The organism is Streptococcus sp. GMD1S (assembly GCF_000296875.1).
Lineage (GTDB): Bacteria > Bacillota > Bacilli > Lactobacillales > Streptococcaceae > Streptococcus.
In genome coordinates this window covers 1-12,574 of sequence record NZ_AJQY01000449.1, presented here as the reverse complement: position 1 = coordinate 12,574, position 12,574 = coordinate 1, and the positions used below count along the sequence as shown (strand labels likewise).

Here is a 12,574-nt window from a genome sequence, read left to right as displayed (position 1 = left end):
GTACTTGAGTACGGCAAGGTGAAGCTGACGTGGTTTGAATTTGATTTTCGAAGAGTCCTTATCAAGACAAAACAGATAAAAATGCTACCTATATTATACCCCATTTAGGGGAGAATAGGTAGCAAGTTTTTTATTCGCTATCGAGCAAGAGTTCTTTTGGTTGTTTTCTAAGGAGATTGCTTGAAGCAAGCGCCATAACGAGAACCACTAGAACCAAAGCAAGGACAAAGACGATGATAAAGTCTGATGTCTGAATGGAAATGTCTAGGCTCGACAAGGTCTTGCTAAAGCCGTCTACTTCTGCACCACCACCAAGGTTAGAAGCTTGAGCAGCCTTACTGGCTTGCTTGGCAACACCTGAAGTGACATTGGCAAGAACAGTATTTCCGATTGCACGGGCTGTGTAGTTGGCTAGGAAGTAAGCAGAAACAAGAGCAGGGATGGCAATCAAGATCGATTCGGTGATGAATTGCCCCAAGATACTTGCCTGCTTGAGACCGATAGAGAGGAGGATTCCCACTTCCTTGCGACGGGCATTGATCCAAAGACTGAGCAAGAGTGCAAGGAGAAGAACTGAGAAGCTCAAGCTACCCCAAAAGAGGAGGTTGGCCATCTTGTACATACCAGAGATGGATTGCTCTAGAGCTGGGTAGTTAGAGGAGCTCTTCACAAGTGTGTAGCTCTTCCAGTTGATACCGCTGATACCATTCAACTCTTTCATGACGTCATCCAAGTTCTTGTCCGCTGTTACAAAGAAGGTTGCGTCCCCATAAATAGCTGTGTCTTCTGTGTATCCATAAAGTTTTGCAGCAGTGTGAATGTCTGTGATAGCTGTGTTTTCATAGAGTTCTTGTGAGTAGGTTACTGCTGACTTATTGTGACCATCAAAGAGTCCCTTGATTGTCACTTCAACTGTTTCTTTGGCCCCTTTTTCATTGTCTGCATCATAGACATTAGAGTCCAATTTGACCTTATCTCCGACTTTCCAACCGTGTTTGGCTGCCAAGTCCTTGTGCATGAGGATCTTGTCCTTGTCGTCGTTGGTTAGGTGCTCACCTTCAACTAGCTTATATGAGCCAGAGACAAACTTGTCTTCTTTAGAGGAGTCATTGACACCTGTAATCATCAAACTGCTTCCAAACCGTTTGGCACGGTCTGCAGTGAGATTTTTCTTGGTTTCTGGCGTTTCAATGAGGTCGTATCCAGTCAAATCTCCGATAACGTTGATGCGTTTAACATAAGACTCGATGGCCTTATTTTCGGTGATTTTTTTGATATCCTCACCCTTAATATTCCCAGAACCACGTGGCGTTCCTTGATTGACGCGACGATTGATTTGCATGGAGAAACTATTGGTGATATTTTTAAAGGTCTCCTGAGAGGCCTTGGCAGTAGCTCCCTTGATCGACAAACCGACCAAACTCAAGCTCGCCATGAGGAGAATAATCAGGAAGATAACAATCGATTTGAAAAACTTCCTTGTAACATAGGCAAATGCGTTGTGTAACATAGGTTCCCTTTCTAGATTTGATTTCATAATTCTATCAAAACAAGCTCATCTTATTTTGTAGTGTTGCGAGTTTCAGTCAGTTTCTTGTCCTTCAATTCAAGTGTAATATCTGACGCTTGTGCCACTTCTTTACTGTGGGTGACGACGATCACACATTTACCTGTTTTCTGGGCAAGTGATTTGAGCAGTTCGATAATATCTCCAGCAGTTTTAGGGTCCAGATTTCCTGTTGGCTCATCAGCTAGAATAACTGGAGCTTCTGAGACTAAACTGCGAGCGATGGCTACACGTTGCTGTTGACCACCTGATAACTGGAGAACGTTCCGCTTGATCTGACTTTCATCCAAACCAAGCTCAAGAAGTGTATCCTTGCTTGCTTTTTTGTTGACCAAGCGGATATTTTCCAGCGGAGAAAGATAATCTATCAAGTTATAATTTTGAAAGACCAGGGAAATATGGTGCATGCGATGGTATGAATACCCCTTGTTCCGAATGTCCTCTCCTTGGAAAAGGATAGAACCTTCAACAGGACTATCTAGACCAGCCAGTAGGGACAAGAGAGTGGATTTTCCTGCTCCTGACTCACCAATGATACTATAAAATTTTCCGGGTTCAAAATTATACTTGATCTGATATAAAACTGCTTCAGCAGTGTTCTTATAACGGTAGGTAACATCTTGCAATTGTAATAAAGTCATGATTTCTCCTTCTTAACTAATAGATGATAAAATTTCTTTCGGCGATTTTCTAAATAGAAATACGAAACAAAGGGCTACAGACAAGCAACCAATCAGGAGCAGAAAGACATAGGATTCTGCAAAGGATAGGAGACTGGTTGATAGACCACTTGCTTTGGCCAGCGTGTCCTGTAAGGTTGCCTGATCTCCACTGGCTAGTACAGTTTGGAGTAGATAGGATGTGATGGCATTTCCAGCGATAAAGGATGGAAGCAAAGCTCCAAGTGATACCAAAACTACCTCTAAACAGAACTGGAGGAAGATCGAACTCTTGCCTTTTCCAAGTGCCAGAAGAATCCCCACTTCGTAGACTCTTTCTCTCAACCAGAGAGACAAGACCAAAATTAGGGCTCCTGCTCCTGCTATCAACATCCCATAAAGGAAGATGGTCAGGAAGGTTTGGAAGGTTGCCACTGAGTCTTTGATTTGTTCAAAGGCCTTGTTTTCCTTCTCGACTTGGTAGCCTTGACTTTCCAAAGCCAAGTTTTCCACCTGCTTCATGAGTCCGTCCATTTCCTTAGGATTTTCTACATAGAAGCGCGCTGCACTGACCTGCGGTTCACTATTTCCCAGAAGGGTTTGGCTACTTTCATAGTCTGTAAAGACCTGGTTTTCACTGAAGTCGGAAGACAAGCCTGTGAACTTTTCTTGTTTTTTACCAGAAAAGATGCCGACAATTTCAAACTCTACTGTTTGCCCCTTTCCAGCTTCGGACTGACCAGCATCCAAGCGAATCTTGTCGTGAAGCGAAAGACCATTCTTCTTGGCCAACTCTTCGTGGATGAGGATTTTCTTGGAGTCCCCTTTTTGAAGGTGTCGCCCTTCTTTTAGATTGAAAGCCGAACTGGTAAAGGTGACATCCTTGGATGAATCCTCGAGAGCCGTTAAGCTAACCAAGTTCTTGTCTGCAGCTGACAAATCATCACGTTCTACGCTCTGCTCACCACTCACCGCTTCCTTGTCTTTTAGTTTTGCGACCGTCTCAAGTTCAGGAGAGACATTTTCCAGTCCCTTAATCTTGCTCACGGATGCAAGGTCAGACAACTTGAAGGTCTGTCCATTTTCGATCTTTTTGATAGAAAAAGAAGTATTGAGTGATTTGTAAAGATTGCTTTCTACTGTTTTGTTGGACTTCATCAGAGTCAAACAGGCTGAAATTCCTGCTAAAAGGACAAATAAAATCAGAAATAAAATAAAACTTCTCAGTCGTTTTCTGCTGACATAAGCCCAAGCTCTTTGGATTGGATTCATTTGTCACCTCCATATTTGTAAGACTATTATAAAATCCAAATATGAAATGTTTATGAAATCAAAAATTTTTTTGATTTATTTTTTGAAAAAATGAAGAAAGCTAGCAACTGCTAACTTTCCTTCTTATATAAGGAAGTATAGTACCAATCAAAAATCTACTTCATTTTAAAAATGATAGTCACATCTTTCTGATTAGTCTTTTTCCATTTCCTAAGTTCTTCATTTTCTGACTAGTGTTTGAGGATATTCTTGATAGAATGAAATAGTGAACTCAGTTTAAATGTTCTGATACAATGAACTGTTCTTGATGCCAATATTTTTCTATACACGAAACGTAGCCTCTAGTCTTCTTTGTAAAAACAAAAAGAGCTAGCCAAAGCTAACTCTTACCCTATGCGGAGAGAGGGACTTGAACCCTCACGACCTAAAGCGGTCACAGGATCCTTAGTCCTGCGCGTCTGCCAATTCCGCCATCCCCGCGTCGATTACTTTACTAGTATATCAACTTTCAAAATCTTTGTCAACACTTTTTTCAGATTTTTTTCATTTTTCCAACCGGCTTATAGTTCAATTTCAGCAAGGTTTTCATCCAGTAATTTTGCTCCCAATGTGTTCTTAAAATGCCCAAGAGCAAACAGATGATTTTCTGGCCAAATAGAGGCAACCGCAGGTTTGACAACTTCAATGTCATAACCTAAATTGTAGGCATCAATAGCCGTATGAAGGACACAAATGTCAGTCAATACACCGGTCAAAATGACCGTATCTACCCGACGTTCCCGCAAACGGATATCTAAGTCCGTTCCTGAAAATGCTGAATAGTGACGTTTGTCCATCCAAAAGACGCGACTATCCGCCTCATGCTCAGCATAAAAGTCAGCTAGGGGGCCATAAAGGTTACGACCACTAGTTCCGATGATGTTGTGTGGTGGAAAGAGCTTGCTTTCTGGGTGGAATGTATCCTTCTCTTCATGAGCATCAATGGTAAAAAAGACATAGTCTCCACGATCAAAAGCTAATCTGGTTGCCTGATCAATGGCTTTTGATATTGCTTGAGCGGGAGCGCCAGCAGTTAGCTTTCCATGGTCTGCTACGAAATCCTCTGTATAGTCAATCGAGATTAAAGCTTTTGCCATTAGTAGTCCCTCTTTTTCACTTCCTCAAAAATATCACTAATTAGAACTTTGAGATAAGTCCCCTTCATTCCTAATGAGCGACTCTCAATAATTCCCGCTGACTCCAGTTTACGAAGCGCATTGACAATCACTGAGCGTGTAATGCCAATACGGTCTGCAATAACAGACGCAGTCAGCTGCCCTTCATTTCCATCCAATTCAGCTAAAATAGCTGATACGGCACGAAGTTCTGAATAGGAAAGGGTGTTGACCGCCATGGTAACAGCCGTACGACGGCGAATATTTTTCTCATCTTCTTCACGTTGAAAGTTCAATAGTTGAATTCCCACAACCGTGCTCGCAATCTCGACAAGAATCAAATCTTCATCTTCAAATTTCTTATCATTGCGCCAAATGATTAACGAACCTAGGCGAATCCCTGATACATGAATCGGAGCAATAGTTGTCAACCCATCTGGAAAGTCCGCACGGCTCTCCACAGGGAAAATGGTCAAATCATGTTCAACAGGAAGATTTGCTTCCGTATCATAAATCATGTTCGCCCCTTGTACATAGACCTCAGGGAAGGTTTTGGTTTGGAAGAATTGTTCTACACGGTCATTATTGGTCTTATAACGCATAAAGTAGCCCAAGAGACGTCCCTTGTTATTCACAATACAAGCGTTACAGTCAATAATATCAGCTAACTGGCGTGTGATCGCATTGTAAGGAAGTTCATCTTGGAGTTGCTCCTCAGAGCGCTTTAGAATAGACGTGATTTTTCTTGTTTTTTCTAATAAATGTGCCATTTTTTACCTCGCATATAATCGCTTCCATTATAACATAGAAAAGTCTTTATTTCAATAATTATCTGAAAATTGCTTATTTAATTGCAATTTTGAACAGCAAAAATATTTTAGAAAAAAAAGCGATTTTTTTATTGACATCCTATTTTATTTTTGATATTATAACATTATAAGAAGATGACATGATAAATCCCTTTCCGTTTCACCTATCCTTTACTATCACCATCTTCTTTTACTATCGGTCTCCTTATATATAAAAGCGATTCACACTGTGAATCGCTTTTTTCTATTTGTCTCCTTTGTTACGAATAACAAAGCCGGTCTTCTTTTCGCTTGAAGTGTTGCGAGGTTTTTTATTGTCTTTATTACGGTAACGTCTGTCTTTATCAAAACGATCGTTCCCACGACTGCCTTTTTTGAAATCATCACGGCGACCATTGCCGCGGCGATCACGGTCTCGACGGTCGTCCCCACGACGGCCTCCACGACCTCCCTTACCTTTGCCACCGAATCCATTACCTGATGGTTTAAATGGCAGTGGTTTTTCACGCGCAATCTCCACTTCAGGAAGGCTGTCTGGATCTTGGACTGTCAGACTCAAGATATACATAGCCAATTCTTCTGGACTAAATTCTGCAGCTAACTTACGAGCATCTTTAGCAAATTTCTCAAAGTTCCCACGAATGGCTTCGTCTGCGAAGTCTCGTTCGATTTTCTTGAGCGCTACTTGTTTCTTAGCTTGGAAGGCTTCTTCTGCTGTCGCTGGTTTCAAGCCTTTCATGCGTTTCTTAGTCAAGGTTTCGATGATTTGAAGGTAGCCCATTTCATTTGGTGCTACGAAAGTAATAGATTGACCTGACTTACCAGCACGACCTGTACGACCGATACGGTGAACATAACTTTCAGGATCTTGTGGAATATCGTAGTTGTAGACATGGGTCACACCTGAGATATCCAAACCACGTGCTGCAACGTCTGTCGCAACTAGAACATCAAGATTCCCATTTTTGAAATCACGAAGGACACGAAGACGTTTGTTCTGGTCTAAGTCACCATGAATCCCTTCTGCACGGAAGCCACGGATTTTAAGTCCACGAGTCAATTCATCTACACGGCGTTTGGTACGACCAAATACGATAGCAAGCTCTGGTTGTTCCACATCCATAAGACGTGTCATGGTATCAAATTTCTCTTGTTCCTTGACACGGATATAGTACTGATCTACCAATTCTGTTGTCAATTCCTTGGCAGCAATCTTGACATGCTCAGGGTCTTTCATAAACTGAACACCGATACGTTTGATAGCATCTGGCATGGTTGCTGAAAAGAGCAAGGTTTGACGATTTTCAGGGACACGGGAAATGATGGCTTCAATGTCTTCAAGGAAGCCCATGTTGAGCATTTCGTCCGCTTCGTCAAGAATCAGAGTTTCAATATCTTGTAATTTCAAGGCCTTGCGTTTAATCAAGTCCAAGAGACGGCCTGGTGTTCCTACCACGATGTGGGCACCAGATTTAAGAGCTTTGATTTGTTTTTCAATGCTGGAACCACCGTAAACTGAGCGAACTTTCACTCCCTTGCTACGGCCAAAACGGAAGAGTTCCTCTTGACTTTGGACAGCGAGTTCACGAGTTGGAGCGATAACCAAGGCTTGGATGGTCGCTTCTTCTGTACGGATTTTTTCAAGGGTTGGCAAGCCAAAGGCTGCAGTTTTTCCTGTACCTGTCTGAGCTTGACCAATAACGTCTTTTCCTTCGAGAGCCAAGGGAATGGTCTGTTCTTGGATGGGACTGGCTTCTACAAATCCAGCTTTTTCAATCTCTGCTAGCAATTCAGCAGACAAGTTAAATTCATTAAATTTCACGTTATTCTTCTTTCTAAAGGTGGTGCGAAGCCACCCTATAGGGCTTTAGTTTATACTTTTCTTTTCATGACGTATCTTCTACAAAAAAGAGATACCGTGTTGCTTCTTTTCCACGAAAGAAAAGTACTGGTTTCTTTGCAACCTATCTAGTATAACACAAGAGAGAAGCAAAAGATAGCCCAATTTCTCTAGAAAATCATGTAAGCGATTTTCTAGCAGTAAAGTAGCCCGAAACTGGTTTTTCAAAGGATTTGAAGGGAGCATTTCAAACTCACTCCATTTCCCGTAGCAGAATTGTGCAAAAGTTTTTTTCTTGTGCTAGAATGAAATGCGAATAGGAGGACTATAAATGTTAACTTATGATTTAATCGTTATCGGATTTGGTAAGGCAGGGAAAACACTGGCTGGTAAACTAGCTTCAGCTGGTAAAAAAGTTGCCCTTATCGAACGTAGTAAGGCTATGTACGGCGGAACTTGTATCAACATTGGTTGTATCCCAACTAAAACTTTGCTAGTTGCTGCTGAGAAAGATTTGTCTTTTGAAGAAGTCATTGCTACCAAAAATACTATCATTAGTCGCCTCAATGGTAAAAACTATGCGACTGTTGCTGGTACAGGTGTGGATATCTTTGATGCGGAAGCTCACTTCCTTTCAAACAAAGTCATCGAAATCCAAGCTGGTGATGAAAAACAAGAACTGACTGCTGAAACTATCGTTATCAATACCGGTGCCGTTTCAAACGTCTTGCCAATCCCTGGACTTGCTACAAGTAAGAATGTCTTTGACTCGACTGGTATTCAAAACTTGGACAAATTGCCTGAAAAACTTGGTGTCCTTGGTGGCGGAAATATCGGTCTTGAATTTGCAGGACTCTACAACAAACTTGGAAGCAAGGTTACAGTCCTAGATGCCTTGGATACTTTCCTTCCTCGTGCAGAACCATCCATCGCAGCTCTTGCTAAACAATACATGGAAGAAGACGGTATTGAATTGCTTCAAAACATCCGTACTACTGAAATCAAAAACGACGGTGACCAAGTCCTTGTCGTAACTGAAAACGAAACGTACCGTTTCGATGCCCTTCTCTACGCAACCGGACGTAAACCAAACGTTGAACCACTTCAACTTGAGAATACCGATATTGAACTAACAGAGCGTGGTGCTATCAAAGTAGACAAACATTGTCAAACAAACGTTCCTGGTGTCTTTGCAGTCGGAGACGTCAACGGTGGACCTCAATTTACCTACATTTCACTTGATGACTTCCGCGTTGTCTACAGCTACCTTGCTGGAGATGGTAGCTACACTCTTGAAGACCGTCTCAATGTACCAAACACCATGTTCATCACACCTGCACTTTCTCAAGTTGGCTTGACTGAAAGCCAAGCAGCAGATTTGAAACTTCCATATGCAGTGAAGGAAATCCTTGTTGCAGCAATGCCTCGTGGTCACGTAAATGGAGACCTTCGCGGAGCCTTCAAAGCTGTTGTCAATACTGAAACAAAAGAAATTCTTGGAGCAACTATCTTCTCAGAAGGTTCTCAAGAAATCATCAACATCATCACTGTTGCCATGGACAACAAAATCCCTTATACTTACTTCACAAAACAAATCTTCACTCACCCAACTTTGGCTGAGAACTTGAATGACTTGTTTGCGATTTAAGTTGAGACTGATTTGTTAGCTAACAGCCCTCTTTGGGCTGTTTTTGTTTCTGCGAAATCTCAAAACTGTCTTTTCCCTCTTTTATGATATAATAGAAACATGAAATTAAAAACTACTTTGGGCCTCCTTGCTGGGCGTTCTTCTCACTTCATCTTGAGCCGTCTTGGCCGTGGAAGCACGCTCCCAGGAAAACTCGCCCTTCAATTTGATAAAGATATTTTACAAAATTTAGCTAAGAACTACGAGATTGTCGTGGTCACTGGAACCAACGGGAAAACCCTGACAACTGCCCTCACTGTCGGCATTTTAAAAGAGGTTTATGGTCAGGTTCTGACCAATCCAAGCGGTGCCAATATGATCACAGGGATTACGACAACCTTCTTGACTGCCAAATACTCTAAAACTGGGAAAAACATTGCCGTCCTCGAAATTGACGAGGCTAGTCTATCTCGTATCTGTGACTATATCCAGCCAAGCTTATTTGTCATCACTAATATTTTCCGTGACCAGATGGACCGCTATGGTGAGATTTACACGACTTATAACATGATTTTGGATGCCATTCGTAAGGTGCCTACGGCTACAGTTCTCCTCAATGGTGACAGTCCACTTTTCTACAAGCCAGCTATTCCAAATCCTGTACAATATTTTGGTTTTGACTTGGAGAAAGGTCCAGCAAAACTTGCTCACTACAATACTGAAGGTATTCTCTGCCCAGACTGTCAAGGTATTTTGAAATATGAGCTTAATACTTATGCTAATTTAGGAGCTTATATTTGCGAAAACTGTGGATGTAAACGTCCTGACTTGGACTACCGTCTGACAGACTTGGTTGAGTTAACTAACAATCGTTCTCGCTTTGTCATCGACGGACAAGAATACGGTATTCAAATCGGTGGACTCTACAATATTTACAATGCTCTTGCTGCGGTTGCCATCGCCCGTTTTCTCGGGGCTGATTCGCAACTCATCAAGCAAGGATTTGATAAGAGCCGTGCTGTCTTTGGACGCCAGGAGACCTTCCATATCGGTGATAAAGAATGTACTCTTGTCTTGATTAAAAATCCAGTCGGTGCGACCCAAGCTATCGAGATGATCAAACTAGCCCCTTATCCATTTAGTCTATCTGTCCTTCTCAATGCCAACTATGCAGACGGAATTGACACTAGCTGGATCTGGGATGCGGACTTTGAACAAATCACTGACATGGACATTCCTGAAATCAATGCTGGTGGTGTTCGTCATTCTGAAATCGCACGCCGTCTACGAGTGACTGGCTATCCAGCTGAGAAAATCACTGAGACAAGCAATCTGGAACAAGTTCTCAAAACCATTGAGAACCAAGACTGCAAACATGCCTATATCCTGGCTACCTATACTGCTATGCTGGAATTCCGCGAACTGCTGGCTAGTCGTCAGATTGTTAGAAAGGAGATGAACTAATGGTTTATACTTCACTTTCCTCAAAAGCTGGCAACTACCCTTATCAGCTCAACATTGCCCACCTCTATGGAAACCTCATGAATACCTACGGGGACAACGGCAATATCCTCATGCTCAAGTATGTGGCTGAAAAACTGGGAGCTCATGTAACAGTTGATATCGTTTCACTTCATGATGATTTTGATGAAAACCACTACGATATCGCCTTTTTCGGTGGTGGTCAAGACTTTGAACAAAGTATCATCGCAGGCGATCTACCTGCCAAGAAAGAGAGCATTGACAACTACATCCAAAACGACGGAGTGGTTCTCGCTATCTGCGGTGGTTTCCAACTATTGGGTCAATATTATGTTGAAGCTTCAGGGAAACGCATCGAAGGGCTAGGGGTCATGGGCCACTATACCCTCAACCAAACCAATAACCGCTTTATCGGTGACATCAAAATTCACAATGAAGATTTTGATGAAACCTACTATGGCTTTGAAAATCACCAGGGACGTACCTTCCTCTCAGATGACCAAAAACCGCTGGGACAGGTGGTCTATGGAAATGGAAATAACGAAGAAAAAATCGGCGAAGGGGTTCATTATAAGAATGTCTTTGGTTCCTACTTCCACGGACCTATCCTCTCTCGCAATGCCAATCTAGCTTATCGCCTGGTTACTACTGCCCTCCGGAAAAAATACGGTCAGGACATCCAACTCCCTGCTTATGAGGACATTCTCAGTCAAGAAATCGCTGAAGAATACAGCGACGTGAAAAGCAAGGCTGACTTTTCTTAAACTAAGGAAAATTAGATAAAAGAACTCCGCTATCCTTTCGGAGTTCTTTTTGCCTGTTCTTTTACCCTTCTCCCTTGCATTTTCTCTCATTTTTTGCCAAAATAGAGGGGTAGAAAGAAGGTAGCATATGTCTAAATTACAACAAATCCTAACATATCTTGAATCAGAAAAACTAGACGTCGCTGTCGTATCTGACCCCGTCACTATCAATTACCTCACTGGCTTTTACAGTGATCCCCATGAACGCCAAATGTTCCTCTTTGTTTTAGCGGATCAGGAACCTCTCCTCTTTGTCCCAGCCCTTGAGGTTGAGCGTGCAAGCAGCACTGTCTCTTTCCCAGTTGTGGGCTATGTGGATTCTGAAAATCCATGGCAAAAAATCAAAAACGCTTTGCCTCAACTTGACTTCAAACGTGTCGCTGTTGAGTTTGACAATCTCATCTTGACCAAATACCATGGTTTGAAAACAGTTTTTGAAACTGCTGAGTTTGAAAACCTCACTCCTCGCATCCAACGCATGCGCCTCATCAAATCAGCTGACGAAGTGCAAAAAATGATGGTTGCAGGTATCTATGCTGATAAGGCTGTTAAGGTTGGTTTTGACAATATTTCTCTTGATAAGACAGAGACAGATATCATTGCCCAAATCGACTTTGCCATGAAACGTGAAGGCTATGAAATGAGTTTTGATACCATGGTCTTGACTGGCGATAACGCTGCAAATCCGCACGGAATTCCTGGTGCAAACAAGGTCGAAAAAGACGCCCTTCTCCTCTTTGACCTCGGTGTCATGGTCAATGGCTACGCATCAGATATGACTCGTACGGTCGCTGTCGGTAAACCAGATCAATTCAAAAAAGATATCTACAACTTGACTCTGGAAGCCCAACAAGCTGCTCTTGACTTTATCAAGCCAGGTGTGACTGCACATGAAGTTGATCGCGCTGCTCGCGAAGTCATTGAAAAAGCTGGTTACGGAGAGTACTTCAACCACCGTCTCGGTCACGGTATCGGTATGGATGTCCACGAATTCCCTTCTATCATGGAAGGAAACGACATGGTCATCGAAGAAGGCATGTGCTTCTCTGTTGAACCAGGTATCTATATCCCTGGTAAAGTCGGCGTTCGTATCGAAGACTGTGGTGTTGTTACCAAGGATGGCTTTGACCTCTTTACAAGCACCAGCAAAGATTTGCTTTATTTTGATTAAACCTAGATAAGCAAAAAGTCAGCTATTGAAGCTGACTTTTTTATTTTATCTTCTTGACACTCTGAAAGACTACAAATCCCACAACCATTCCCAAGGTATTTTGTAGGAAGTTTGGAAGGATTTCTGGCAAGGCTGCTGACCAGCCATTCATTAGAGTTGAGCCCAGAGCGTAGCCACTTACCATGACGAT

The 12,574-nt window shown here is 42.3% G+C and carries 10 protein-coding genes, 1 tRNA gene and 1 pseudogene; 4 read left to right on the top strand and 8 right to left on the bottom strand.

The window, feature by feature from the left end; genetic code table 11:
• Positions 1-130: 130 nt before the first annotated feature.
• From vex3 to GMD1S_RS11090, 7 genes are all read right to left on the bottom strand, one after another.
• Positions 131-1,510 carry an ABC transporter permease subunit Vex3 gene (vex3, locus tag GMD1S_RS11120; protein ID WP_000903007.1) on the bottom strand — a complete coding sequence of 460 codons (1,380 nt, stop codon included), beginning with the start codon at positions 1,508-1,510 and terminating at the stop codon, positions 131-133.
• A 50-nt stretch (positions 1,511-1,560) separates the two neighbouring features.
• The gene (gene vex2 / locus GMD1S_RS11115; RefSeq protein WP_000173737.1) at positions 1,561-2,208 is read right to left on the bottom strand and encodes an ABC transporter ATP-binding subunit Vex2; all 648 of its coding nucleotides are present in this window, start codon (positions 2,206-2,208) and stop codon (positions 1,561-1,563) included.
• Positions 2,209-2,220: 12 nt separating this feature from the next.
• The gene (locus GMD1S_RS11110; protein ID WP_001068253.1) at positions 2,221-3,498 is read right to left on the bottom strand and encodes an ABC transporter permease; all 1,278 of its coding nucleotides are present in this window, start codon (positions 3,496-3,498) and stop codon (positions 2,221-2,223) included.
• Between the two features lie 394 nt (positions 3,499-3,892).
• A tRNA-Leu gene (locus GMD1S_RS11105) sits at positions 3,893-3,978 on the bottom strand.
• A gap of 80 nt (positions 3,979-4,058) precedes the next feature.
• Positions 4,059-4,634: a cysteine hydrolase family protein gene (locus GMD1S_RS11100; protein WP_001029648.1), complete on the bottom strand. Its 576-nt coding sequence runs from the start codon at positions 4,632-4,634 to the stop codon at positions 4,059-4,061.
• Entirely contained in the window at positions 4,634-5,422 is a 789-nt protein-coding gene (codY, locus tag GMD1S_RS11095; protein ID WP_000940726.1) for a GTP-sensing pleiotropic transcriptional regulator CodY, read from the bottom strand. Before codY ends, GMD1S_RS11100 begins: the two co-directional genes overlap by 1 nt.
• A 283-nt stretch (positions 5,423-5,705) precedes the next feature.
• Positions 5,706-7,283: a DEAD/DEAH box helicase gene (locus tag GMD1S_RS11090; protein ID WP_000671078.1), complete on the bottom strand. Its 1,578-nt coding sequence runs from the start codon at positions 7,281-7,283 to the stop codon at positions 5,706-5,708.
• A gap of 349 nt (positions 7,284-7,632) precedes the next feature.
• Between GMD1S_RS11090 and GMD1S_RS11080 the strand changes: the two genes are divergently transcribed.
• The 4 genes from GMD1S_RS11080 to GMD1S_RS11065 all read left to right on the top strand — a co-directional run bounded on the left by GMD1S_RS11080 (position 7,633) and on the right by GMD1S_RS11065 (position 12,384).
• Positions 7,633-8,949 (top strand): FAD-containing oxidoreductase, encoded by a 1,317-nt coding sequence (locus GMD1S_RS11080; RefSeq protein ID WP_000958907.1) that lies wholly within the window; start codon positions 7,633-7,635, stop codon positions 8,947-8,949.
• A 99-nt stretch (positions 8,950-9,048) separates the two neighbouring features.
• Positions 9,049-10,392 carry a lipid II isoglutaminyl synthase subunit MurT gene (gene murT / locus GMD1S_RS11075; RefSeq protein WP_000770019.1) on the top strand — a complete coding sequence of 448 codons (1,344 nt, stop codon included), beginning with the start codon at positions 9,049-9,051 and terminating at the stop codon, positions 10,390-10,392.
• Complete coding sequence (gene gatD / locus GMD1S_RS11070) at positions 10,392-11,174, top strand: lipid II isoglutaminyl synthase subunit GatD (protein WP_000263169.1); 783 nt, start codon at positions 10,392-10,394, stop codon at positions 11,172-11,174. Before murT ends, gatD begins: the two co-directional genes overlap by 1 nt.
• Before the next feature lie 127 nt (positions 11,175-11,301).
• Entirely contained in the window at positions 11,302-12,384 is a 1,083-nt protein-coding gene (locus GMD1S_RS11065) for a M24 family metallopeptidase (RefSeq protein ID WP_000040916.1), read from the top strand.
• Between the two features lie 40 nt (positions 12,385-12,424).
• Here the strand turns inward: GMD1S_RS11065 and GMD1S_RS11060 are convergent.
• Positions 12,425-12,574 (bottom strand): annotated as a pseudogene (locus GMD1S_RS11060) (ECF transporter S component); the annotation flags it as partial.

Coding starts and splice junctions, on each gene's coding strand:
- vex3 (WP_000903007.1), bottom strand. CDS start 1,510: ATGTTACACAACGCATTTGCCTATGTTACAAGGAAGTTTTTCAAATCG.
- vex2 (WP_000173737.1), bottom strand. CDS start 2,208: ATGACTTTATTACAATTGCAAGATGTTACCTACCGTTATAAGAACACT.
- GMD1S_RS11110 (WP_001068253.1), bottom strand. CDS start 3,498: ATGAATCCAATCCAAAGAGCTTGGGCTTATGTCAGCAGAAAACGACTG.
- GMD1S_RS11100 (WP_001029648.1), bottom strand. CDS start 4,634: ATGGCAAAAGCTTTAATCTCGATTGACTATACAGAGGATTTCGTAGCA.
- codY (WP_000940726.1), bottom strand. CDS start 5,422: ATGGCACATTTATTAGAAAAAACAAGAAAAATCACGTCTATTCTAAAG.
- GMD1S_RS11080 (WP_000958907.1), top strand. CDS start 7,633: ATGTTAACTTATGATTTAATCGTTATCGGATTTGGTAAGGCAGGGAAA.
- murT (WP_000770019.1), top strand. CDS start 9,049: ATGAAATTAAAAACTACTTTGGGCCTCCTTGCTGGGCGTTCTTCTCAC.
- gatD (WP_000263169.1), top strand. CDS start 10,392: ATGGTTTATACTTCACTTTCCTCAAAAGCTGGCAACTACCCTTATCAG.
- GMD1S_RS11065 (WP_000040916.1), top strand. CDS start 11,302: ATGTCTAAATTACAACAAATCCTAACATATCTTGAATCAGAAAAACTA.